Source organism: Mesobacillus persicus (genome assembly GCF_900109925.1).
Classification (GTDB): Bacteria; Bacillota; Bacilli; order Bacillales; family Cytobacillaceae; genus Mesobacillus_B; species Mesobacillus_B persicus.
Genome location: NZ_FOBW01000004.1, coordinates 226,430 through 250,138, shown reverse-complemented (window position 1 = coordinate 250,138; position 23,709 = coordinate 226,430). Strand labels below are relative to the sequence as shown.

Below are 23,709 nucleotides of genomic sequence, written 5' to 3'. Positions count from 1 at the left end.
TGTTTTCTCACATGGGAGGTATAAAAATGAATAACAGAAAGAGATTTCCATTCATTCTAATTTTTACTATTTGTATTTCTTTATTATTGCCGGTTTCTTCAGTTGCTGAGGCGTCAACTATCTCGGTAAAATTGAGCAATTATGTCGGCAATACTAAATCAATTAATGTCTCAACGATTGGGAATTATAGGCTTGCAAATGGGAACATTAGAATGGCAGGAAAGGATCGTTTTCAGGTTGCAAATAATGTAGCTTCTAGCGGTTGGAATAAAGCAGAGTCAGTAGTCGTTGTGAATTACACTGCCTTTGCGGATGCACTCGCAGCTGCACCATTCGCTTTTCATAAGGATGCTCCTATTTTGCTTACTGTACCAGCTACGCTAACTAGTGATACAGAGAGTAAAATTAAACAACTATCTCCTAAGAATATTTATATAATTGGTGGGACAGGCAGTGTTTCTAGTAAGGTGGAAAGTCAGTTAAAAAGGTTATCTCCTAATGTAATTAGAATTGGTGGTAGTGACCGTTTTGAAGTTGCTAGAAATCTTTCGTCAAAAATCCCGAATAACGGAAAAGCAATCTTAACAAATGGGATGGTATTTGCGGATGCATTATCAATTGCTCCATATGCAGCGGAGAATGGGATACCTATCCTGTTAACAACAAAGGATAAGCTACCTAGTGCTACAAGCTCGGCATTAAATGATCGAAATAGTACATTGGTAATTGGTGGAACGGGGAGTGTCTCTAGCACAATTGCCTCAAAACTTCCTAAAGTACAACGTATAGGGGGGGCAGACCGGTTTGAGGTTTCGGCTAATATCATAAGAGATTTAAATTTATCAGCTGAAACTGCCTTTGTTTCAACAGGTCTTACATTTGCAGATGCACTCACTGGTTCTGTTCTGGCTGCCAAACAAGGTGCTCCAATGCTCTTAACTCGGCCTGAAAAGATATCAGATTCAGTTAAAAAAGTAATTAACGAAAAAAGCATTTCTAGTTTTACTATACTAGGTGGAACTGGTTCTGTAAGTGAGGCTGTTGTTTCTAGTCTACCCAATGAATTAAGGCTTGCGGAGAACACAACCTATGCTGTGAAAAGTGAGAATGGTAGGCTACGCTTATACAACGGTACTACTAGAATAAAAGATTTCGGTTCAGATTCGTTTACTCTAGTTCCTGCTGGATATGGAAGCTCTAATCAAATTAAAATAAATAATAAACCATATTTAGGAAAAATGGACTTTTTCCTTGAGAATGGGAATGTTCGTCCGATTAATCGAGATATCCCTTTTGAAGATTATTTAAAGGGCGTTGTTCCAAGAGAAATGCCTGCTAGCTGGAGTTTAGAAGCTTTAAAGGCTCAGGCTGTTGCAGCTAGAACATATTCAATAGATGATATGGGTAAAACCGTTGCTGATACCCAAGGGTACCAAGTCTATGGTGGTTATAGTTGGGGAACTGACTTTTACGAGCAGAGAACTAACCAAGCTGTGGAAGAAACCGCTGGAAAGGTCTTGAGGTATAACGGGAATTTAATCGCTGCTGTATTTTCCTCTAGCAACGGAGGTTACATTGAATCAAATGCAAATGCATGGGGAACAAGTCAGGTTGGTTATTTAAACTCAAAAGAAGATCCGCACGACCCAAAAAACCCTTGGAAAATTGAGATGAAAAAGGCGCAAATTGATACAAGTAGTCTTGATTTAAAAAATCCTGGTCACTGGTGGTCTTCTTTAAAAGAGGCTGATACGCTTGTTACAAATAACCTGAAAATTTGGCTGAAGAAAAATGGTTACTCAAACATGGACTTTAGAGTCGTTTCAATAAATGACTTCACTATCTCACCTGAAAGAACTTCGGGGCAAAGAAGTGTTAAAGCTACTATTGATTTTGACTTTTTTGTGCGAGATCCAAAAACGAATGAGTTCAGGTTTGATAGTAATAATGAAATTGAGAAAATAAATTTAAAGCGAACTATGAGTATTGAGGACTTCCGGTCTATGTTTGGAACAAGTGTCTTTAAGAGTACCTTACTCGACCCTGTACTATATGATTCAAAGACTGATATACTAACAATTAGAGGTCGGGGTTACGGTCATGGTGTTGGTATGAGTCAATTTGGAGCAAAGGCAATGGCTGACAAAGGTCTAAAGTATGACCAAATTTTATCACACTACTATCCTAAAACAGTATTAGGTAAGTAATAGTAAAAGGACTGCTGTTTTTCAGTAGTCCTTTTACTATGCCAGATTCAAAAATGAATATTCACTTTAAATAAACGGCAAGAATTGAGCTGTAACCGTGAGGATAAAGTAATCAACTATTATAGTGAATAGAATTATACCAACTATATAGAATGCTAATTTAATTCCTGCCACTTTAAAAGGACATTTTGCCCAGATTCATTAGTGAAAAATTCTATTTCTGCATTGGCTCCTGCATCGATTGTACTAAAGTCAACGCCTGTAAAATCGATTGTTCGTAATACAAGTGGTGTGCCATCCTTTTGCATTACTTCAATGGATGTTAAATCTGCTTGACCGGAAAACTCCACAACCGCTGAGATGCTCTTAAACTCCTCTTCTTCTTCCTTAGCTCCTGTCTCACCGGCAACTTCTGTTGCTGTTTCTAACTCAGAAGAATTCGCTTGCTTATTGGATGCTGAGTCAGTACTCCCTGTTGTTTGACTTTCAGTGTTTACACTTGTTCCACATGCAGTCATTAGGAGAATGACAACTAAAAGGGAGAAAATTACCTTTAATCTGCACATTACAATTCACCTTCCTTATACCGAAATATACAATAAAATGGTGTATTTTGTCGATATCAAGTGTTAATATACAATAGGAAGATTTTAATCCTTATTTAATAGATAATCCTATTAAATTAGTAAAAAGTAAAAAAACGTAGAAATATGTCTAATTTATTCGATAAAATAGAGAAGTGAGTGTTTACATCTAGGAGGTTAGAAAATGAAGAAATTTTTTGTAGGTTCGTTGTTTGTGATAATACTGTATTTCATGCTTTTCAACCAGGCTTCAGCTGAGGGGTACACTTCAAGAATTGGTGGTGAAGACCGATTTGATGTAGCCGCTAACGTTGCGAAAAGTGGATGGTCCTCTGCTAATACAGTTATTATTGCGAATTACAAGGCTTATGCAGATGCTTTAGCAGCAGCTCCGTTGGCGTACAAATATGATGCTCCTATTTTATTGACTCAACCTAACGTTTTAACTTCGACAACTAAAAATGAGATTGTTAGATTAAATGCTAAATCTGTTATAGTTGTTGGTGGAAGTGGAAGTGTTTCGGACCAAGTGGTTAGCCAATTGAAATCATTGGGAGTTTCAGTTGAAAGGATTTCTGGCAATAACAGATTTGAAGTAGCGAATAATATTGCAATGAAAATAGGTAAGAGTAGTAAGGTAGTCTTAGCTTATGGACTTAATTTTCCAGATGCACTGGCTATAGCACCATATGCTGCAAGAAATGGCTTTCCAATCCTACTAACCAATAATGATGCTATCCCTCAATCTACGAAAAATCTTGTCCATAACTGGAATGTTAGCCAAACCATTATTGTTGGCGGGGAAGGAAGTGTATCAAAGAACGTTTTTAATAGTGTTCCTAATCCGCACAGAATAGGTGGGAAAAATCGCTTTGAGGTTGCAGCTAATATTGCAAGTAAATATTTTAGTACACAATCAGAGTCAATTGTGGCAACGGGGATGACATTTGCGGATGCACTAACAGGCTCCGTTTTGGCAGCAAAAACCAACAAACCAATCCTTCTAACGTCTTCAACCTCAATCCCAAACGAAACAAAAAATGCAATAATGAATAATGGGTTTGAAAGCTTCACTATTCTTGGGGGGATAGGATCAGTATCTACTGGTGTCGCTAACGATTTAAAGGTACTTGGTGGAGGCTTAGTTATAGTGATTGATCCTGGTCATGGAGGAAGTGATCCAGGTGCAAGCGGCTACGGGGAAGTTGAGAAGGAATTAGTTCTTGATATTTCAAAACGATTGGAGAAAAGACTGGTTAATTCCAATTATGGTGTCTTAATGACGAGAACAGACGATACCTATCCTACTCTTGATGAACGAGTAAAGTTGGCGAATGAATCAGGGGCAAATGCTTTTGTGAGTATTCACGTTAATGCTTTTACTTCCTCGTCAGCTCATGGAACCGAAACCTTTTGGAATGCAACGAATGCATCTTCTGACAGTAAATTACTTGCTGAGGAAATTCAAAAACAGTTAGTAGCAGCTTTAGGAACATATAACCGTGGTGTTAATGGTAAACAAGGCTTTAAAGTGATCAAGGATACAGAAATTCCAAGTGTTCTTGTAGAGGTAGCGTTTGTTTCGAACCCTAATGAGGCTCAATTATTAAGTGACCCAGCTTTTAGACAAAAAGCAGCTGATGCGATTTATAATGGTATTATTAATTATTTCAATAAACAATAAAAAAATCCCTTTTGGTTGCAAAAAGGGATTTTCCTTTAATTTCAATACATTAAGATTAGCAAATACTTAACAATAATAGTAATTGACAAAATTTGATTATGGGTGAACAATAAGTATGGGTATTTAGAATATGAAAAGTCTCCAGCTATTAAGTGATTGATATCACTCCGAAATAAATGTAATCCAATGGTAAATTGTATAACCATAAAAATATGGTAAACTGACTAATAGGCTAATACCTTTAAAGGGGATTTTTGAATGACATCACAATTAATTATAGCCTTTATTGTTTCTTTTATAACAGTTTTAGCTTGTACACCTCTAGTTATAAAATTGGCTTATAAAATAAACGCCACGGATAAACCGAATAATAGGAAAGTTCACAGTAAAATTATGCCTAGGCTAGGTGGATTAGCTATCTTTGCTGGTGTATTGACCGGTTCTCTTGCTTCGGGACTGTATAAAGAAAATTTGACAGGTATTACATTAGGTGCCGTAATTATAATCTTGATAGGAATATTAGATGATATCTACGAATTATCGGCCAAGATAAAGCTATTGGGCCAGCTAGCTGCTGCAGGGATCGTTGTAAGTACAGGGTTAACAATTGATTTCATTAGTATACCTTTTATTGGTAAATTCGATTTAGGGATGTGGGCAATTCCGGTTACTATACTCTGGATTGTGGGTATTACAAATGCAATCAATCTAATTGATGGTTTAGATGGCCTTGCTGCCGGTATTTCTGCTATAGGTATAGCTACTATTGCTTTTATGGCCTTTGGAGCAGGGAAGATTTTAATTTTACCTTTATCAGTTATTTTACTAGCAAGTACGCTTGGTTTTCTATTTTATAATTTCCATCCCGCTAAAATTTTCATGGGTGATACAGGAGCTTTGTTTCTCGGTTATTCGATTGCTATTCTTTCGCTATTGGGACTTTATAAAAGTGTTACATTATTTAGCTTTGTAGTGCCGATACTAATTTTAGGTGTACCTATTTTTGATACATCTTATGCGATTATTAGAAGGGTTATCAATAAACAACCTATTACGGCCCCTGATAAATCTCATTTGCATCATAGAATCCTTTCGTTAGGTCTTTCACATCGCAATACTGTATTGGTGATTTATGGATTAGGGATTCTATTTAGTGTTTGCGCAGTAATATTTGAGTCCACAACCTTGTGGGGTTCTTTACTGCTTATATTGGGACTACTAATATTCTTTCAATTAATTGCAGAATTTATTGGGTTAGTAAACGACCATCATAAGCCTTTTCTTAAGATGTTCAGGAAAGTGACTGGAAAACAGTAAGAAAGATGAATGAAATCCGTTTGTGACTCTTGTTGCAAGCGGATTTTCAAATAAGGATTGATTTGAGTGATAAGTGTGAAAACAGAGAAAGAATTAATTCTAATAACAAACAGATATCCCTTTTATCCCGGGGAAGAGTTCTTAACTTTAGAATTAGATTATTTGTGTGAAACTTTTAACAAAATACATATAATCCCGGTTAATGCACGAGATTTTTCTCGTAAAAGGGATCTTCAATCAAAGGTTGAGGTGCACATTCCTCATTCTTTTAGAAGGAAGACTAATTTATGGGGAAAACTTATGTCGCTCTCTGAATCTCAAGGGAGAACCTGGTTTATTGATGAACTTCCAAATGCGATAAAGCATGGCCCAAAGGGAGTTGGTAAACTACTTTCCTGGGTATCGAATGCTGTAATACTAAGAGACTACATAGAAGGAAGTATTTTTTCCGAACGAAACATCAATGAGTTTGTTTTATATTCCTATTGGTTTACACTCGCGCCAGGTATTAGTTTAATAAAGGAGCGTAATTCTTCACTTCCAGTCTACTCTCGGGGACACGGTGGGGATATCTATGAGGAAAGGCATCATCCGCCGTACCTCCCTATTAAGCAAAAGATGACTAGCCTCCTGGATAAGATATATTTAGTTTCAACAAATGGAAAAGAATACTTAGCTAATCAGACTCCGGAATATTCGGATAAGTTAACTGTTTCTCGTCTGGGAACTTTAAAACCGTTGAAGTTATGTAAACCGTCAACGGATGGTATAACAAGACTCGTTAGTTGTTCTTATATGGTCCCTGTCAAACGGCTGAAATTGTTGGTTGAAGTACTTGGATACTGTAAGGCAAATATTCAATGGACTCATATCGGGGATGGTCCTGAACGACATAAAATCGAACAGCTGGTTCAGGACCTACCGAAAAATATTGAGGTACACTTTACTGGAAGTTTGAAGAACGAGGAAGTGATGAGTTATTATATGCAAAATACAGTGGACTTTTTCATAAATGTTAGCTCTAGTGAAGGGATTCCTGTATCCATTATGGAGGCATATAGCTGTAGTATTCCAGCAATTGCAACGGATGTTGGTGGAACAGGAGAGTTGGTAAATAGCCAGAATGGAGTGCTTGTTCAAAAGGATATAAAGCCTTTAGTACTAGCGTCAATATTAGATGAGTTAGCTTCTAGACCACAAGGTGAAAAACTTAAGATGCGAGAGGCTGCACTAGAAACATGGAACAAGTGTTTTAATGCTGATACAAACTATACCAAGTTCGCCAAAGAAATTGGTAGGTAGGATATGAGTAGGAAAAATAGCTTTCTAAAAGACAGTTTCATTACCCTTGTCAGACAAGGAACAAGTATTGTTATCGGCACTCTTCTAATTGTAATAATTGCAAGGGTTTTAGGTGGTGAGTTGCAAGGGCAATATGCACTTATTATTACTTTTCCGACCCTGTTAGTCACCTTTATCAATTTCGGTTTAAATACCTCAACGGTATATTATGTTAGTAAAGGGGAAATTGACCCCCGAGAGGCCTTTGTTAATAACTTTATTATTGGGATCATTCTTGGTTTTGTTGGGGTGGCAGCAGGGGCATCTTTTATTTATTTGTACGGAGGGTTAGCTTTTCCGAACGTCCCCTTTAAAGCTCTGTATTTAATACTACTGGTTGTTCCTGTTATGGTATTAAACTCACTTTTTCAAACAATTTTTCAGGGGATTCAGGATTTCAAAATTTTTAATACTATTTTAGTGATAACTCAAGTTACAAACTTATTGCTAGTGATTGTACTTATAGTTCTACTGGACTTTGAATTAATTGGCGCTTTAATGGCATTTACGTTTGGACATTTGGCTACATTGATATTCATACTCGCCTTTTTTATAAATAAGTACAAAATTCCGTTGACTAGTATTAGGTTAAATTTCTCTTATATTAAAAAATCATTTCGTTACGGTTTCAAGTCTTATTTAAGTAATCTTGTCACATTCCTAAATTACCGTATAAATATCTATATTCTCGGTTTTTTCGTTAATCCACTTGCTGTTGGGGTGTATTTTACAGCTTTAAACCTTGGGGAAAAACTTTCGGTTTTCACCCAATCTATATCTACTGTCCTCCTACCAAGAATTGCGTCTATGGCGACAAAAGAGGAAAGAAACAAACTAACTTCCATTGTCAGTAGGTTCACACTAATCTTTATGATTTTATTTGCTGTGTTTGTTTTCCTAATTATTGATTTTATTACACCTATCTTAGGGAATGATTATATAGAGACTCCTTTTCTATTGAAGATTCTTCTACCAGGTATATCACTCTTAGCGGTCGAAAAAATTCTATCTAATGATATTGCAGCAAGAGGAAAACCTGAGGTTAATATGTATGTTTCCATATTTAACGTCATTACTAGTACTGCTTTAAACATTATGCTAATCCCTGAGTTCAAGGCCGTTGGTGCAGCTATTGCTACGTCAATCTCTTACAGTCTTAGTTTTCTAATCAAAGCCTTTCTTTTTAGAAAGATTTCCGGTGAGAACTTTATCAATTTTCTTCTAATTAAAAAGGAAGACTTTAATCTTATTTCAAGTTTGTTAAAACGACAAAATTTTGTTAATAAAATGAAAAGACAATAGGGAACAATTTATGATAACTTATAGAATGGTGTTACAAAGTTAAGCAATTTAAATTTATTGACTAAAAAGGAGTTTTTCCTATGGTGAATTTTGCAATTGTCGGATGTGGTCATATTGCCAAAAAACATGCTGAGGCAATCCAAAAAGCTAATGGGGCAGATCTGTTAGCTGTTTGTGATACTGACCCTTCAAAGATGAGGGAGTTTATCGATTTATATAATATAGAAGGATACGTTAATTTAGAGGATTTACTAAAGAACAATGAGGTTGATGTTGTTAATATCTGTACACCTAGCGGGTTTCATGCTTCAATTGCTGTTAGTGTAGCTGAGGCAAAAAAACATATTGTGGTTGAAAAACCAATTGCTATGACGCTTGAAGATACAGATTTAATGATTGATGCTTGTCGTAAAAATAATGTGAAATTATCTGTTGTACATCCCAATCGTTTTCGTCCAGTAATGATCAAACTTAAAGAAACAATGGATAAGCAAGAACTTGGAAAATTGAGTCACGCCAATGCTACTGTTAGATGGAATCGCAACCAGGAATATTATGACCAAGCCGGATGGCGAGGAACGAAAGAGTATGATGGCGGAGTGTTAATGAATCAGGCAATACATAATCTCGATCTTATTCTATGGTTAATGGGTGATGTAGAAGAGGTCTACAGCATGGAGGCCACTAGACTTAGAAATATTGAATCAGAGGATGTATCAACAGGTGTTATTCGGTTCAAAAATGGTGCTTTAGGTGTAATAGAAGCAGCCACAACTATTTATCCTAATAATCTAGAGGAGACAATCAGTGTCTTTGGAGAAACAGGATCTGTAAAAATTGGCGGGAAAACTGCTAGTCTTGTCGAACATTGGAATGTCGAAAACATGAACGATGAGGAGACAATCGATATTATCGAGACGGTAAAAGCAGATCCGATTGGGAAACCTGGTCATGAATGCATTATTGAAGATATGGTGGAGGCTGTAACAGAGGACCGTGAACCGATTGTAACTGGTCTGGACGGGAGAAAGGCTCTAGAACTAGTACTTGCCTTTTATGAATCTGCAAAAACAAATAGGCCAATTAAAATTAACTAATAGAAGAGGGATATTATATGACTGATCACCTTGAATTGAATCATAATGGAACAGAGTTGCTTGAGAAAATAAAAAATAGGTCAGCTACGATAGGGGTAGTTGGTCTTGGATATGTTGGTTTGCCATTAGCGGTTGAAAAGGCTAAAGCAGGTTACCGGGTAATTGGTTTTGATGTTCAGCAAAAAAGAGCTGACATGGTGAACCAAGGAATTAATTATATTGGTGATGTTGTTGATGAAGAGTTGAAATCAATTGTAAAAGAAGGAAAACTTGTCGCTACAACAGATTACTCTAAAATTGAAGAAGTTGATGCTGTTGCTATTTGTGTCCCTACACCGTTAGATACATATCAACAACCTGATACTTCTTATGTGGAAAGTTCTGGGAAAGAGATTGCTCGATATCTTCACGAGGGTATGTTAATTGTGTTGGAAAGTACTACGTATCCAGGGACTACAGAAGAGGTACTAAAACCAATTCTTGAAGCCGGTGATTTGAAATGTGGAGAAGATTTCTTCTTAGCTTATTCTCCTGAACGTGTAGATCCGGGAAACAAATTTTATAATACTAAAAATACGCCAAAGGTTGTTGGTGGTATGACGCAAGCATGCACAGCTATTGCCTCTGAACTATATAGAGGAGTCCTTGAAGGTGATGTCCATCAGGTTTCTAGTCCTGCTGTTGCAGAGATGGAAAAGATTTTAGAAAACACCTTTAGGCATATTAACATTGCTCTTGCTAACGAAATGGCTATTTTATGTAATAAAATGGGGATTGATGTATGGGAAGTTATTGATGCTGCAGCAACAAAGCCCTATGGGTTTATGGCATTCTATCCTGGTCCAGGACTCGGTGGACACTGTATTCCAATCGACCCATTTTACTTAACTTGGAAAGCTCGTGAATATAATTACCACACCCGTCTTATTGAACTAGCTGGTGAAATTAACAATGGAATGCCTGAATTTGTTGTTAATAAAGCGATGTATGCTTTAAATGGTGAAGGAAAGGCATTGAGAGGCTCGAAAATTGCTATACTGGGTGTTGCTTATAAAAAAGATATAGATGATGTCCGAGAATCCCCGGTTCTTAATATCATCGAGATGTTAAATAATGAGGGAGCAGAACTCATTGTCTGTGATCCACATGTAACTTCATTCCGTTCTTGTAATACGGTGCTTGAGTCTGTTGCCCTTACTCAAGAAGTACTAGAAGAGGCTGATTTAGTAATGATTACTACAGACCATTCAGCATTTGATTATGAAATGATTAGTCAGAAGAGCAATGTTGTTTTCGATACAAGGAACGCTTTAAAGAATTATCCAAAACCAAATAAATACGTGAAGCTTTAATTAGGGGAAGTAGCATAGAGAAAATCTATGCTACTATTCCCATTTTCTAAAAGGAGGGATACCAAATGAAATTTCTAACTGTCATTGGTGCAAGACCACAGTTTATAAAAGCAGCTCCGGTATCAAGGGAGCTACGGAAAACTCATGAAGAGATCTATGTCCATACGGGTCAGCATTATGACAAAAATATGAGTGATATTTTTTTTGAAGAGTTAAAAATACCTAAACCAGATTATCACTTAAATGTGGGATCCTCCTCTCATGGAAAACAAACGGCTAATATGCTTGAGGAAATAGAAAAAATTATTATTGAAGAAAAGCCAGATTACCTTCTTGTATATGGTGATACAAACTCTACTCTTGCCGGAGCACTGGCAGCAGCTAAGCTTCATATACCTGTGATACATGTCGAAGCGGGCTTGAGAAGCTTTAACAAGAAAATGCCTGAAGAAATTAATCGAATTATGACAGATCATATTTCAGAATATTTATTCTGTCCAACTCATACAGCCGTAAAGAACTTGGAGAACGAAAATATTACAAGAAATATACTGAATGTCGGGGATGTCATGTGTGACGCTGTTCTATACAACAGTACTCTTTCTGAAGGTAAAACTTCCATCTCAGATAAGCTTGGTTTAGAGAGAAAGGGCTATTATCTTATCACGGTCCACAGAGCTGAAAATACTGATGAGCCCGAAAATATTCGAAATATCATTGAGGCCTTTTCAAAGATAGAAGGGAAAAAGGTATGGCCGATTCACCCAAGAACAAGAAATGTTCTTAGTAATATAGGGATTGATCTAAATTCTGTTTCGGATCTAATCGTGATTGACCCAGTAGGATATTTGGATATTCTTGCGCTTGAGAGCAATGCAAAGAAAATTATCACAGACTCAGGTGGTATTCAGAAGGAAGCCTATTTCCTTCAAGTTCCTTGTGTCACTCTTCGAGAACAGACAGAGTGGATAGAAACATTAGAGGACAACGCCAATATTCTTGTTGGTACAGATGTTGATAAAATACTCAGTGCCATAAAGCTAGAGGTTGCCCCATCTTACAAAGATTATTTTGGGGACGGAAAAGCGTCTGTTAAAATTGCGGAGTATTTCAATAAAGAGGTTTAAATATGAAAATCACATTACTAAGCGAAAACTTTCCACCAGAGACAGGGGCTCCACAGATACGCCTATACGAAGTTAGTAAAGAGCTCATAAAGAGGGGATATGAAGTAGAGGTATTGACCGCTTTCCCCCACCACCCCAATGGTGTAATACCAGATGAATATAAAGGGAAGTTTTATCAATTTGAAGTCTATGAGGGGATACCAGTGCATCGAAGTTGGATTTACCCCAGCCCAAAGGGGAGCTTCTGGAAAAGACTTGCATCCTATTTATCTTTTACCTTTAGTGCATTCTATTCCATTTTTAAATCAAAGAAATCAGATGTTATTATTTGTACTTCACCCCCATTATTTCTAGGGATTACCGGTTATTTTGGTGCCAAGATTAAAGGTGCTAAATTTGTATTTAATGTTGCAGATATATGGCCAGAATCAGCAGTTGAATTAGGAATTTTAAAGAATAAGACGTTTATTAGACTGTCAGAGTGGCTTGAAAATTGGCTATACAGGAAGTCTTGGAAGATAGCTACTGCCACAGAAGGTATTCGTGATTATATGATAAACAAAGGCAATGATAAAGATAAGGTTTTTATGCTCCCAAACGGTGTTAATACCGAGACTTTTTCTCCTAGAGAACCAGAAAGTTCATGGAAATCTAAGTTAGGCTTTGAAGGCAAGAAGGTATTTACTTTTGCAGGGAGGATTGGACATGCTCAAGGGCTAGATTCAGTATTAAAGGCAGCAAAAATTGTTGAAAAATCTCACCCTAGTGTACGCTTTTTAATTATTGGGGATGGTCCTGAAAAAGCAAATCTTCAAAAGCTAAAAGAAACACTAAATTTAAACAACCTTATCTTCCATGACTCGGTACCAGTAACAGAAATGCCAAATGTTTTCTCAATCACTGATTTTTCAATTGTATCTTTAAAAAACCTTGAATTATTTAAAGGGGCAAGGCCTTCTAAAATTTTTCCTGCGTTAGCAAGTGGGGTTCCAGTTTTATATTGTGGGGCTGGTGAAAGTGTGGAGCTTATAGAAGAGAATCATTGTGGGGTTATCGCAGAACCCGAAAATCCAGATTCTATAGCTGCCAAAGTCATGGAGTGTGCGGAAATGAGTGACCATAAATATAATGAATACGCCAAATCAGGAAGGGCATTTGTTGAGGAATTTTATTCTTGGAAGTACATTGTAGACGATTTATTAATAAACATTCAAGAACGAGAATATTCCCAAGGTAGTGAGACAGTATGAGAGTATGTCATTTAACTTCAGTGCATTCTGCCAACGATACAAGAATTTTTATCAAAGAGTGTCAATCTCTAAAAAAAGCTGGTCATGAAGTTTTTTATGTAGTTCCGAATATGAAGGATACAGTAGTTTCTGGGGTTAAGATTATTGGTGTCCAATCAGACGCCAAGGGGCAGATAGAAAGAATGCGGAAGACAACAAAATTGGTCCTTTCAAAGGCGATTGAAATTAATGCAGATGTTTATCACTTCCATGATCCAGAGCTCATTCCTATCGGTCTAAAGTTAAAGAAACAAGGAAAAAAGGTCATATACGATGTCCATGAGGATGTACCTGAGCAAATCTTATCCAAGCAGTGGGTACCGAAACCACTAAGAAAATCTTTGTCAACATTGGTCAGAAGGTATGAACGCTTTGCATCGAGAAGGTTTGACGGGATCTCAGCTGCTACTCCATATATTGCGGAACGGTTTAAAACCCATAATGAAAATACAATAACTATTCACAACTACCCTCTGTTAGATGAATTAGCGTCGAATTATAATGACAGAGTGGCTAAAACTAAAAACACCGCGGTATATATAGGTGGTATTTATGTACTCCGTGGGATTAACGAGATGGTGAAAGCCATGGAAAAAGTTAACGAAGAAATGCCAGCAACCTTTGTGCTTGCAGGATCTTTTGCGCCTCCTTCCCTTGAACAAGAGGTGCAAAGCCTACCTGGCTTTAAATTTACTGATTTTCGTGGGTTTCTTAACCGCGATGGTATTAAGGAGTTATTGACTGAGGCAGATATGGGTCTGGTGTTGCTTCATCCTGAACCTCGCTTCGTGGTATCTTTGCCGATTAAGATGTTTGAATATATGTCAGCGGGGGTTCCTGTTATTGCCTCAAACTTTCCATTATGGAAGGATATAGTGCAAGAGAATCAGTGTGGAATTTGTGTGGATCCTTTGAATGTTCAGGAAATTGCTGATGCAATGAAATGGATATTAAATCATCCTGAAGAGGCAAAACTAATGGGTGAAAACGGACGTAAGGCGGTTGAGACAGTTTTCAACTGGGAGACCGAAAGTCAGAAGCTAGAAGAACTTTATAATAGGTTGTAATACTCTAATTGGCATTTCTAATCTTGAACGAAAGAGGGAAAATTATAATGAAAGTACCAATGCTTGATTTATCTGAACAATACCAAACATTAAAGGGAGAGATTATTGAAGCTCTTGATGGTGTCATGTCAAGGTCACAATTCATTTTGGGTGACAATGTTAAAAGGTTGGAGAAAGATGTGGCGGAATATAGTGGAGTTTCACACGGTATTGGCGTAGCAAACGGCAGTGATGCTTTACATATATCATTACAAGGTTGTGGTGTTGGGCAAGGAGATGAGGTAATTGTTCCATCCTTCACTTTTTTTGCAACAGCAGGGGCTGTTGCTAGAACTGGAGCAACTCCAGTTTTTATAGATATTGATCCGAAAACTTTTAATATTGATCCTAGCAAAATTGAGGCGGCAATTACAGAAAAAACGAAGGCGATTGTCCCAGTACATTTATACGGCCAAATGGCAGATATGGATGCAATTGTAGAGATTGCAAAAAAGCATAATATCGCCATTATTGAGGATGCTGCTCAGGCAATCGGGTCATTATATAAAGGAAAAAAGGTGGGCGAGATGGGGACCACCGCTTGCTATAGTTTCTTCCCAACCAAAAACCTTGGTGCATACGGTGATGCTGGTATGATCGTTACAAATGGTGACGAAATTGCTGAAAAAATGCGCGTAATTCGTGTTCACGGTAGTAAACCTAAATATTACCACCATGTTTTAGGCTACAATAGTCGCTTGGATGAATTGCAAGCAGCGATTTTAAATATTAAATTTCCTCATTTAAATGATTGGAGCGAACTTCGTCGTGAAAAAGCTGAAAATTACACGAAGCTTCTAAATGAGACAGTTAAGGAAGTTACTACACCTTTTATTGAAGAACATAATTATCATGTATTTCATCAGTATACAATTCGTGTCCCTAAAAGAGATGAACTCCAAGCTTTCCTAAAAGAAAATGGTGTAAGTACTATGGTTTATTATCCAAAGCCACTTCATTTACAACCAGTTTTTCAAGAGCTAGGGTATAATGAAGGTGATCTCCCTGAAACTGAGAAAGCATGTGCTGAAGCTATTTCGCTTCCTATGTTTCCAGAATTGAAGCTGGAACAGCAGCAATATGTTGTAAGTAAGATAGCTGAATTTTATTCAAAGTAAGGGGTGAGGGCAATATGAATAATCCAAACACGGGGAAAAATGTGGTAATTGGAGAAAATGTAACGTTTGGAGAAAATGTTGTTATCGGTCATAATGTGGTAATTTATGATGGAGTTCAAATCGGAAGCAATACTGTAATTCAGGATAATGCTGTAATCGGGAAGCAACCAGCAAGGGCGAAAAATTCCATCCTTCCAGATGTAAAAAAATTACCTCCTTCCATCATTGGTTCAGGTTGTACAATTGGGACATCCTCAATTATTTACGCTAATGCTGTTCTTGCTGATGACGTGTTCGTTGCAGATTTAGCAACAATACGTGAAAGAGTAATCATTGGAGATAAAACCATTGTTGGTCGTGGTGTAGCTGTCGAGAATGATTGCAAGGTTGGAGTTAAATGTAAGCTTGAGACGAATTGCTATATAACCGCTTATTCAGAACTAGGTGACTTCGTTTTTGTGGCACCAGGAGTTGTGACTACGAATGATAATTATATGGCTCGTTCAAAAGAGCGGTTTGATAAATTCAAGGGTATAACAATTAAAGATGGCGGCAGAATCGGTGCGAATTCAACGATCCTACCTGGAAGGACGATTGAAGAGGACGGTGCAGTGGGTGCTGGAAGCATTGTTACAAAAGATGTTAAACAGGAAGAACTTGTTGTAGGTACACCTGCAAAGGTCATCCGACGAGTTCCTAACGACCAATTGCTTAGAAATCAATAAAATGGTATACAGGAGGTTGATATTGCTAATCAACCTCCTGTAAACTATTAAGAGCTTTATTATGTGTAGCATAAGGAGTATTAAAAATGCAGAACAAGTTTGGGTACAAGCCCATAAACCAAGTGATAGCCGCTTTTCTCATCTCTATCACCACAGGGTGGCTCATCACTTATGAATTAACTAACGCAGACCCGGTGGATCTAATATTGTCGGTAATTGTTTTCCTGGTTGTAATGGTTTCAGCTATTTGGATTACGCGCTTTTTTCTTAAAAAGTATCCACTTTCAAAATTAATTATATATGCTTTTATCATTTCGTCTTTTTTGGGATCAGGAATCTTATCTCTTAAGGTAGGTCCAGTTTCTTTGTTTCCATATCGGGTGTTATTACCTTTAGCAATGTTAATCTTTTTGTTTCGGTGGGTGAAGAGTAAGAGGATATCCATATATGGAAGTGAACCATTAAAACCTATTTTAGGTTTTGTTTTTTTCTGGATTGCTTTCGCTCTATTATCCTTAACGTGGGCTGAATCATTTACTGATGGGGTTAAGGACATTATATTTCTAATTTCAGGTGTATTCTTCATCTTCCTTTTTGTTTACTTATTTCAAAAACAGAATGACTATATGAATTTAGACTATATTTGGCTGCTAGTTCTAACATTTATGGTCATACTCGGCTTTTGGAATCATTTCTCTTTGCAGCATTTGCCTGTCTCGAGACTGTACGACGCTGCTGCCTATGTAAGACATCGACCAACAGCCGTTTTTACTAATGAAAACGACTATGCAAGTTATCTTGCTTTAAGTTTCTTTTTTGCATTAGGTGTACTGCATAGGTCAAAATACATAATTATAAAGTTCTTTAGTGGTTTTCTACTGATATCTTGTCTTTATCAAATTCTTGTTTCCTCATCAAGAGCAAATCTCTTGGCGTTATTGATTGGGGGGGCTATATGGTTTTTGTTTTTTACGAGTAAAAGGGAAAAAAGGTTTTTGCTTTTTTTTGGAGGCTTCAGTTTTATCATTGCTAGTCTTTTATTTCCGGATAGGATTTTATCTGCTTACAGTGAAGTTATAAGTCAATTTTCAAGTTTTTTTGTACCTGCAGATTATGCGGATGCTTCAAATGATATTCGAATCAATCTCCTGAAAAATACCTTGTTATTTATAGCTAATTCTGTTGGAATGGGAATCGGGGCAGGTAATGTTGAATCTTATATTGAAAAGTATGCTCTTTTTCCTACAGCAGGTACGCTGAATGTTCATAATTGGTGGGCTGAAGTTTTTCTGCATTATGGGTTTTTTGTTTTCGTTGGATATCTTCTTGTCTATTTATGGTTAATGGTCAAATTATATAGGATCTTTAAAGAGAGCATAACATGGGAGGATAAATTAATAGCACAGTCACTTTGTACGAGTCTGGTTGCTTTTTCTGTAGCTAGTATTAGTCCAAGTTCCCTCATGACCTTAAACTATGCATGGATTTTGTTTGCATTAGCAATAGCCTTTATAAATTATTGGATGAAAAAGAATTTATTGGATAAAAAATAATATATATTTGAAGGAGCAAATTAATGAAAGAGTTTATAAATAGAATTGTTGGACGTGCTAAAAAGTTGGTTTGGTTGCTGATTCTAATTCCTGTCTTTACTGCCGGTATCGCTTTTATTTTTGCGAATAAAGCTCCTAGTAGTTATCAGGGGTATTCCCAAATTATCCTTGGTAATTTTGAAAATGAATATATGACAAATGGAACATTTTTAAAAGATTTTTATACATCAGAAGGTGGGTTAGAAAGTATTAATCAAAAATACAACTTAAATATTGATATTAATGAAGTAAAGTCTAGTTTTTCGATAATCCCTTCCTCTTCTAAACCAGTAGAACTTACCTATAGCGGGTCTAGCCGTGAAGAGGTAGAAGAAACATTAACTAAATTAACAGACGCAATCCTTGAAGAAACTACAATTAAATACCAAACTAAAGTAAATGGAGTTGAGGAAAGGATTAATAGTATTGAAGAAATCGAAACAGATACAGAACCTGTAACTAAGCACTACTTTCTATATAATTTAAGTACTGATGAAACGAATCTTAGAAATTCAGAATTAATTCAGGAAGTCAAAGTGTCAGAGATTACAACGATTCCACCTCAACAAAGGGCCGTTTTAGGCTTACTAATTGGTCTTATTCTAAGTGTGTTTATTGTAGTTGTACCAGAGTTGTTTAGAGAAGAAGAAAAAGCTGCCAAATAAAGGCAGCTTTTTCTAAGATTGAATTTGATTCGTCGTTATTTCTTGAGACGTATCTATTTCATTTGTATTTTCAATTAGCTCTAGGTGCTCCTTTAGTGTTTGCTTCAAACCATTTACACTTTCTTTATCAGGAGTAAAGTAATAAATATTATTAATATATTCATCATAACCCTTAATTTCTTGTTGTTCTATTGATGAAGCATTAAAATCAGGATATTTTTTAATAAAAGCCAATGCTTCTCTCATACGCATGTTCGTCCCAATATTGTCTGATATTACTTCAACAATATCATCTATCTTCAGAAAGGTAGAAGGTGAAGAGATTTTATCAATTACTCCTGCGACAATTTGCCTCTGGCGCTCGTTACGACCAAAATCACCTCGTGGATCTTGCTTTCTCATACGTGCATATACGAGTGCTTCATCTCCATTAAGAGTTTGAACACCCTCATAAAAGTAAAATCGTTCCCAATCTCTGTTTATATCGTTAAAATCAAAAGGGACATCGACTTTTACACCGCCTAGAGTATCAATAATATTAGTGAACCCTTGAAAATTAACTGTGACATAATAATCAATTGGTACTTCTAGAAAATCCTCAACAGTGGCGATAACCTTCTCCTTGCCACCAATTGAATATGAGTGATTAATTTTGTCAGACTTATAGTCTGGAATATTAACTAGAGTATCCCTTGGAATACTTACAAGTTTCATAGTCTGTTGCTCAGGGTTAAATGTCGCCACCATAATGGTATCTGATCTTCCTCGGTCATTTTCATCTGTATAATTTTCAATTCCTAGGATTATTACTGAAAATGGATCGTTTGAAACAAAAACAGGTTCTTCTCTAAGCTCTGATTTTTCCTCACGGCCATCAATTACCTCATAAGAATTGGTAGCAGCAACATATGTTTGTAAGGCGAAATACCCGGTAATACTAATTACACTTAGGAAAATGAGTGTTAGGAGTAAAAAAATGTTTCGTTTTCTTCGTTTTTTCTTTTTCATTATATGATTATGGCTTCTATTCATAGAATGCTGGGTATTCGGTCTCATTTATTCCCTCCATTTTCTAAACCAAGAGTCCTAATGGTTAATTATAATATATTGTGAGATTTTATCTATAATATTTTACAAGAGGTTAATTTAAAGATTTACCAATTCTTCTAAAAACCAGTTATTCTTGATTTTTATTACAGCCTGCCCATTCGTAAGCTCCACGATCCAGGCTGTAAAGTTTTCTTTCTCCCCTTCTTCGACAAATGTTTCAATTTCGACATTTTCAAGATAATGAATCTCCTTAATTTTATATACAGAGGACCGAAGATCATTCTCTACCTTTCCTAAAAGCGTATAGTCGATGGTCGTGTGCATGATACGCATGAGTTTTCTCTCAACAATGCCAATTGAATTAAGTGCTTCGGAGGTGGCTTTTCCATATGCACGTATCAGCCCACCTGCACCAAGCTTAATGCCGCCAAAATAGCGTGTTACGACAACAACGGTATCTTTTAGTTGTCTCTTTTTAAGGACTTCTAGGATCGGGACTCCTGCAGTCCCGCTAGGCTCGCCATCATCATTTGCCTTTTGAATTTGATCATGTTCACCGATCATATAGGCAGAGCAATTATGGTTGGCATCCCTATGTTTCTTTTTAATCTTCTGGATAAAATCTTGGGCTTGTTCTTCCGTTTCAACCCGTTCGGTAAAAGCAATGAACCTAGATTTCTGAATCGTTATCTCATGTTCACCATAACCTTTTACCGTTAAATAATGGGGCAGCATCAAACCGCTCCTTTCTCTGATCATCTATCTCCATCCATTATAATTCGACAAGAGCAATCCGACAAATTGAGGCAGGAATGTAAATAAACTTTAATATTCGTAAAATGATAGGATGGTATAATAGAACATATTATCAAAAGAACTCGCTTTTTGACGTAATCTATTTGTAGATGTGCAGAGTGCTTCACGCTATGATGGATTATTATAGGGTTATATCTTTTGAAATAGTAAAGGGCTAATCCTTTTGTATTTATTGCGGGGTTGCCTGTACTCCATCTCTAGATGATTTCGATAAACTAAATTTGATAGAGATACTCCGGGGGAATCACGATGGTTTTGAAAAAGATAGAGACAAAAACGCTTGACCATATTCTTGAGACGATGATAGATACGGTTGTCGGCAGTAAAAAGGAAGTTTTTAGTATTGGTGAACAATGCCGACAAGATTATGAATCAATTATGACTGAGTTAAAAGAAGTCAAACAATTAGGATTGAAGAACCTTGAAGAAGGGGACAAACTTGAGGATCAAGTCCGTTCAGCGCGTAAACGATTGTCTGACGTAAGCAAATGCTTCAAAGACTATTCGGAAGCAGAAGTTAGGGATGCCTATGAAGTAGCTCATACACTGCAGATGGAGCTGACAATAAAACGTCAGATGGAAAAGCAACTAAAGGTCCGGCGAGAGGAGCTTGAGCATCGTCTGATTGGCCTAACAAACACAATTGACCGGGCTGGGGACCTTGCCTCGCAAATATCCGTCGTCATGAATTATATGATGAGCGATATTCGCCAAATGGGTAAGGCGCTAGAAACAGCGAAACAGAAGCAGGATTTTGGATTGAAAATTATTGAAGCGCAAGAAGAGGAGCGAAAGCGATTGTCACGGGAAATCCATGATGGACCTGCGCAAATGCTTGCCCATGTAATGATGCGCTCGGATTTAATTGAGAAAATATATAAAGAGCGAAGTGGCGAAGAAGCGATTGATGAAATTCGTAATTTAAAGGTCATCGTTCGCTCTGCTTTGTATGAGGTTAGAAGGATTATTTACGATTTGAGACCAATGGCACTTGATGATTTAGGCTTAGTGCCTACCCTCAAAAAATACCTACAAACGATCGAAGATTATCATAAGACAACGAAAATTCAGTTTAGTAATCTTGGTGAAGCCCAAAGGCTCCCAGCGAAATATGAGGTTGCGCTCTTTAGGTTGATTCAAGAATCGGTTTCCAATGCGTTGAAACATGCGGAAGCGTCGTACGTAAATGTCGAATTGGAAATTACGAAAGATATGGTAAAGGTTGTTACGAAAGATAATGGCAAAGGCTTTGATGTGAATACAAAGAAAATGCAATCCTTTGGCATTCTTGGGATGAAGGAGCGGGTAGAACTGCTCGATGGGGAAATCTTCATCGATTCTACCATTGGGAACGGGACACAGGTCATTGTCCAAGTGCCGATTAGTTGATAGAACAACGACTGGGCTTAAACGAATAGAAGAATAACAGATGGAAAAGTGGATACGAGGAGGGCGAAGGAAAGATGGGAACGAAAATCGTCATAGTTGATGATCATCAGCTTTTTAGAGAAGGGGTAAAACGAATCCTTGATTTTGAAGATTCATTCGAGGTGGTAGCCGAGGGAAATGATGGCAGCGAAGCGTTGTCTTTATATGAGCAATACTTGCCTGACGTGATGCTTATGGATATTAATATGCCGGCGATAAATGGAATAGATGCAACTCAACAACTTATCGAGAAATACCCTACGGCAAAGGTGATTATTCTTTCGATTCATGATGATGAAAATTATGTGACTCATGCGTTGAAAACCGGAGCAACGGGTTATCTATTAAAAGAGATGGATGCAGACGCTTTAATTAACGCTGTAAAAGTGGTTGCTGAAGGTGGATCTTATCTACATCCAAAGGTTACACATAATCTTGTAAAAGAATTTAGAAGATTGTCTATGCAAGAGGGAGGGGCAGGGGTTCAAACGATTGCCCGGGTCGAAATTCGTCGGCCACTGCATTTGTTAACGAGACGCGAGTGCGAGGTGCTCCAACTACTTGCGGATGGCAAAAGCAACCGAGCCATCGGTGATGCCCTATTTATTAGTGAAAAAACCGTCAAAAACCATGTGAGCAATATCCTCCAAAAAATGAATGTAAATGACCGGACGCAGGCCGTTGTCGTAGCAATCAAAAATGGTTGGGTAGAAGTGAAGTAGTCACGAAGCAAGGGGACGGTTCCCTTGCTTCTTTAATTGGAATTACATTCCAATTAGGAAGCAGAAGAACCGTCCCCAATCAAATCAATCATATAAGGTCATAGCTTCGAGCTCTTCTAAAGACTTTTAATCTTTTCTGACAAAAGAATGCAATTTGATTGAAATTCATATAAAATGGAAAATAGACGAAATGCTAGATAAAAAAAGGCAGGTAATTCTATACATGAAAACGGCTGTTGTCACGGATAGTACCGCGTACATCCCTAAGGAATTACGTGAGAAACTAAATATCCATATGGTTCCATTAAGTGTTATTTTTGGTAGTGAGTCCCTTCGTGAAGAGATAGATTTAACGGCAGAAGAATTTTATGAAAAGGTGAAAGTCGGCGAACTTCCGACCACCTCGCAGCCACCGATTGGGCAGTTTGTTGAGTTGTTCGAACAGCTTGCAAAGGAATATGATTCGGTCATTACTGTTCACCTTTCAAGTGGAATTAGTGGCACTTATCAAGGTGCTGTCTCAGCTGGTGACATGGCCGAGGGTATTACCGTACACCCATTTGATTCAGAGACCGCTTGTATGGTTCAGGGTTTTTATGCGATTGAGGCGGCAGAGCTGGCAGCACAAGGCCAGACGGCTGACGAAATTATCGCTCGACTCAATCAAATGAAAGAATCCATGCGTGCATACTTCATGGTTGATGATTTAAGTCATTTGCAACGCGGTGGAAGGCTGTCCAATGCGCAGGCGTTTATTGGAAGCTTATTACAAGTGAAGCCAATCCTTCATTTTGTTGATAAAAAAATCGAACCATACGAAAAAATTCGCACGAAGAAAAAAGCCCTTAACCGTGTCTCCGACCTACTAGGCTCAGACGTAGCGAGTGGTGGCAGCTACCGAGCGGTTGTCATTCACGCTAACCGTGAAGAAGAGGCGATGGAGTGGAAAGTTGATCTCGAAGCAAAGTATCCAAATGTAGAGTTTACGATTAGTTACTTCGGTCCGGTCGTTGGCACACATCTTGGGGAAGGCTCACTAGGGATGGGCTGGTATAAAAAAGGGTAAATCCCTTCAGCTAGTAGAATGACGTCATCTCAGGCTTGCAAAAGGCCTGGGAATGGCGATTTATATAAATGTCCATAAAAATATAGCAGATCCTAATTAGGAGGGTACCATGAAACATTCC

General features: G+C 37.4%; 21 protein-coding genes. 17 read left to right on the top strand and 4 right to left on the bottom strand.

The genetic code is table 11. The annotated features are described in order from the left end of the window. The first annotated feature begins 26 nt into the window (after positions 1 to 26). Positions 27 to 2,207, top strand: a complete 2,181-nt coding sequence (locus BMX30_RS08120; RefSeq protein WP_170843823.1) for a SpoIID/LytB domain-containing protein — start codon at positions 27 to 29, stop codon at positions 2,205 to 2,207. 155 nt (positions 2,208 to 2,362) lie between these two features. Here the strand turns inward: BMX30_RS08120 and BMX30_RS08115 are convergent, their stop codons facing one another. Beyond that, positions 2,363 to 2,773, bottom strand: a complete 411-nt coding sequence (locus tag BMX30_RS08115; protein WP_090743437.1) for a hypothetical protein — start codon at positions 2,771 to 2,773, stop codon at positions 2,363 to 2,365. Between the two features lie 202 nt (positions 2,774 to 2,975). On the opposite strand from BMX30_RS08115, the gene BMX30_RS08110 reads away from it, so the two are divergent. From BMX30_RS08110 to BMX30_RS08060, 11 genes are all read left to right on the top strand, one after another. Beyond that, positions 2,976 to 4,475: an N-acetylmuramoyl-L-alanine amidase gene (locus BMX30_RS08110; protein ID WP_090743434.1), complete on the top strand. Its 1,500-nt coding sequence runs from the start codon at positions 2,976 to 2,978 to the stop codon at positions 4,473 to 4,475. Positions 4,476 to 4,733: 258 nt separating this feature from the next. Beyond that, positions 4,734 to 5,792, top strand: coding sequence for a glycosyltransferase family 4 protein (locus tag BMX30_RS08105; RefSeq protein ID WP_090743431.1), 1,059 nt, complete (start codon positions 4,734 to 4,736; stop codon positions 5,790 to 5,792). Positions 5,793 to 6,092: 300 nt separating this feature from the next. Then, positions 6,093 to 7,094, top strand: a complete 1,002-nt coding sequence (locus BMX30_RS08100; RefSeq protein ID WP_139195385.1) for a glycosyltransferase — start codon at positions 6,093 to 6,095, stop codon at positions 7,092 to 7,094. A gap of 3 nt (positions 7,095 to 7,097) precedes the next feature. Continuing rightward, entirely contained in the window at positions 7,098 to 8,435 is a 1,338-nt protein-coding gene (locus BMX30_RS08095) for a flippase (RefSeq protein ID WP_090743425.1), read from the top strand. An 80-nt stretch (positions 8,436 to 8,515) separates the two neighbouring features. Beyond that, positions 8,516 to 9,532: a Gfo/Idh/MocA family protein gene (locus BMX30_RS08090; RefSeq protein ID WP_090743422.1), complete on the top strand. Its 1,017-nt coding sequence runs from the start codon at positions 8,516 to 8,518 to the stop codon at positions 9,530 to 9,532. Between the two features lie 17 nt (positions 9,533 to 9,549). Continuing rightward, positions 9,550 to 10,884 (top strand): nucleotide sugar dehydrogenase, encoded by a 1,335-nt coding sequence (locus tag BMX30_RS08085; RefSeq protein WP_090743420.1) that lies wholly within the window; start codon positions 9,550 to 9,552, stop codon positions 10,882 to 10,884. A 65-nt stretch (positions 10,885 to 10,949) separates the two neighbouring features. Further along, a complete protein-coding gene (gene wecB, locus BMX30_RS08080) occupies positions 10,950 to 12,011 on the top strand; it encodes a non-hydrolyzing UDP-N-acetylglucosamine 2-epimerase (protein WP_090743417.1) in 1,062 nt (353 codons plus the stop codon). Positions 12,012 to 12,013: 2 nt separating this feature from the next. After that, on the top strand, positions 12,014 to 13,261 hold the full coding sequence (locus tag BMX30_RS08075; protein WP_090743414.1) for a glycosyltransferase family 4 protein: 1,248 nt from the start codon (positions 12,014 to 12,016) through the stop codon (positions 13,259 to 13,261). Further along, positions 13,258 to 14,367, top strand: a complete 1,110-nt coding sequence (locus BMX30_RS08070; protein ID WP_090743411.1) for a glycosyltransferase family 4 protein — start codon at positions 13,258 to 13,260, stop codon at positions 14,365 to 14,367. Before BMX30_RS08075 ends, BMX30_RS08070 begins: the two co-directional genes overlap by 4 nt. A gap of 47 nt (positions 14,368 to 14,414) precedes the next feature. After that, positions 14,415 to 15,524: a DegT/DnrJ/EryC1/StrS family aminotransferase gene (locus BMX30_RS08065; RefSeq protein WP_090743408.1), complete on the top strand. Its 1,110-nt coding sequence runs from the start codon at positions 14,415 to 14,417 to the stop codon at positions 15,522 to 15,524. Positions 15,525 to 15,538: 14 nt separating this feature from the next. Beyond that, positions 15,539 to 16,249 carry an acyltransferase gene (locus tag BMX30_RS08060; protein ID WP_090743405.1) on the top strand — a complete coding sequence of 237 codons (711 nt, stop codon included), beginning with the start codon at positions 15,539 to 15,541 and terminating at the stop codon, positions 16,247 to 16,249. 169 nt (positions 16,250 to 16,418) lie between these two features. Here the strand turns inward: BMX30_RS08060 and BMX30_RS23480 are convergent, their stop codons facing one another. Continuing rightward, on the bottom strand, positions 16,419 to 16,835 hold the full coding sequence (locus BMX30_RS23480) for a hypothetical protein (RefSeq protein ID WP_170843822.1): 417 nt from the start codon (positions 16,833 to 16,835) through the stop codon (positions 16,419 to 16,421). Positions 16,836 to 16,875: 40 nt separating this feature from the next. On the opposite strand from BMX30_RS23480, the gene BMX30_RS23475 reads away from it, so the two are divergent. Beyond that, on the top strand, positions 16,876 to 17,802 hold the full coding sequence (locus BMX30_RS23475; RefSeq protein ID WP_170843821.1) for an O-antigen ligase family protein: 927 nt from the start codon (positions 16,876 to 16,878) through the stop codon (positions 17,800 to 17,802). A gap of 23 nt (positions 17,803 to 17,825) precedes the next feature. Beyond that, the gene (locus BMX30_RS08050; protein WP_090743399.1) at positions 17,826 to 18,506 is read left to right on the top strand and encodes a hypothetical protein; all 681 of its coding nucleotides are present in this window, start codon (positions 17,826 to 17,828) and stop codon (positions 18,504 to 18,506) included. A 12-nt stretch (positions 18,507 to 18,518) separates the two neighbouring features. On the opposite strand, the gene BMX30_RS08045 is transcribed toward BMX30_RS08050, so the two are convergent. Both BMX30_RS08045 and BMX30_RS08040 read right to left on the bottom strand, forming a co-directional pair. Continuing rightward, the gene (locus BMX30_RS08045; RefSeq protein ID WP_244532529.1) at positions 18,519 to 19,562 is read right to left on the bottom strand and encodes an LCP family protein; all 1,044 of its coding nucleotides are present in this window, start codon (positions 19,560 to 19,562) and stop codon (positions 18,519 to 18,521) included. A 90-nt stretch (positions 19,563 to 19,652) separates the two neighbouring features. Beyond that, a complete protein-coding gene (locus BMX30_RS08040; protein WP_090743396.1) occupies positions 19,653 to 20,291 on the bottom strand; it encodes a YigZ family protein in 639 nt (212 codons plus the stop codon). 330 nt (positions 20,292 to 20,621) lie between these two features. On the opposite strand from BMX30_RS08040, the gene BMX30_RS08035 reads away from it, so the two are divergent. From BMX30_RS08035 to BMX30_RS08025, 3 genes are all read left to right on the top strand, one after another. Further along, the gene (locus BMX30_RS08035; RefSeq protein WP_090743393.1) at positions 20,622 to 21,761 is read left to right on the top strand and encodes a sensor histidine kinase; all 1,140 of its coding nucleotides are present in this window, start codon (positions 20,622 to 20,624) and stop codon (positions 21,759 to 21,761) included. A 74-nt stretch (positions 21,762 to 21,835) separates the two neighbouring features. Next, complete coding sequence (locus BMX30_RS08030) at positions 21,836 to 22,522, top strand: response regulator (protein WP_090743390.1); 687 nt, start codon at positions 21,836 to 21,838, stop codon at positions 22,520 to 22,522. 223 nt (positions 22,523 to 22,745) lie between these two features. Further along, positions 22,746 to 23,588: a DegV family protein gene (locus tag BMX30_RS08025; RefSeq protein ID WP_090743558.1), complete on the top strand. Its 843-nt coding sequence runs from the start codon at positions 22,746 to 22,748 to the stop codon at positions 23,586 to 23,588. The last annotated feature ends 121 nt before the right edge of the window (positions 23,589 to 23,709 follow it).

Excerpts from the sequence above, each read along its gene's own strand:
- BMX30_RS08120 (WP_170843823.1), top strand. The coding sequence starts at position 27 with ATGAATAACAGAAAGAGATTTCCATTCATTCTAATTTTTACTATTTGT.
- BMX30_RS08115 (WP_090743437.1), bottom strand. The coding sequence starts at position 2,773 with ATGTGCAGATTAAAGGTAATTTTCTCCCTTTTAGTTGTCATTCTCCTA.
- BMX30_RS08110 (WP_090743434.1), top strand. The coding sequence starts at position 2,976 with ATGAAGAAATTTTTTGTAGGTTCGTTGTTTGTGATAATACTGTATTTC.
- BMX30_RS08105 (WP_090743431.1), top strand. The coding sequence starts at position 4,734 with ATGACATCACAATTAATTATAGCCTTTATTGTTTCTTTTATAACAGTT.
- BMX30_RS08100 (WP_139195385.1), top strand. The coding sequence starts at position 6,093 with ATGTCGCTCTCTGAATCTCAAGGGAGAACCTGGTTTATTGATGAACTT.
- BMX30_RS08095 (WP_090743425.1), top strand. The coding sequence starts at position 7,098 with ATGAGTAGGAAAAATAGCTTTCTAAAAGACAGTTTCATTACCCTTGTC.
- BMX30_RS08090 (WP_090743422.1), top strand. The coding sequence starts at position 8,516 with ATGGTGAATTTTGCAATTGTCGGATGTGGTCATATTGCCAAAAAACAT.
- BMX30_RS08085 (WP_090743420.1), top strand. The coding sequence starts at position 9,550 with ATGACTGATCACCTTGAATTGAATCATAATGGAACAGAGTTGCTTGAG.
- wecB (WP_090743417.1), top strand. The coding sequence starts at position 10,950 with ATGAAATTTCTAACTGTCATTGGTGCAAGACCACAGTTTATAAAAGCA.
- BMX30_RS08075 (WP_090743414.1), top strand. The coding sequence starts at position 12,014 with ATGAAAATCACATTACTAAGCGAAAACTTTCCACCAGAGACAGGGGCT.
- BMX30_RS08070 (WP_090743411.1), top strand. The coding sequence starts at position 13,258 with ATGAGAGTATGTCATTTAACTTCAGTGCATTCTGCCAACGATACAAGA.
- BMX30_RS08065 (WP_090743408.1), top strand. The coding sequence starts at position 14,415 with ATGAAAGTACCAATGCTTGATTTATCTGAACAATACCAAACATTAAAG.
- BMX30_RS08060 (WP_090743405.1), top strand. The coding sequence starts at position 15,539 with ATGAATAATCCAAACACGGGGAAAAATGTGGTAATTGGAGAAAATGTA.
- BMX30_RS23480 (WP_170843822.1), bottom strand. The coding sequence starts at position 16,835 with ATGAAGAATACACCTGAAATTAGAAATATAATGTCCTTAACCCCATCA.
- BMX30_RS23475 (WP_170843821.1), top strand. The coding sequence starts at position 16,876 with ATGAATTTAGACTATATTTGGCTGCTAGTTCTAACATTTATGGTCATA.
- BMX30_RS08050 (WP_090743399.1), top strand. The coding sequence starts at position 17,826 with ATGAAAGAGTTTATAAATAGAATTGTTGGACGTGCTAAAAAGTTGGTT.
- BMX30_RS08045 (WP_244532529.1), bottom strand. The coding sequence starts at position 19,562 with ATGAGACCGAATACCCAGCATTCTATGAATAGAAGCCATAATCATATA.
- BMX30_RS08040 (WP_090743396.1), bottom strand. The coding sequence starts at position 20,291 with ATGCTGCCCCATTATTTAACGGTAAAAGGTTATGGTGAACATGAGATA.
- BMX30_RS08035 (WP_090743393.1), top strand. The coding sequence starts at position 20,622 with ATGGTTTTGAAAAAGATAGAGACAAAAACGCTTGACCATATTCTTGAG.
- BMX30_RS08030 (WP_090743390.1), top strand. The coding sequence starts at position 21,836 with ATGGGAACGAAAATCGTCATAGTTGATGATCATCAGCTTTTTAGAGAA.
- BMX30_RS08025 (WP_090743558.1), top strand. The coding sequence starts at position 22,746 with ATGAAAACGGCTGTTGTCACGGATAGTACCGCGTACATCCCTAAGGAA.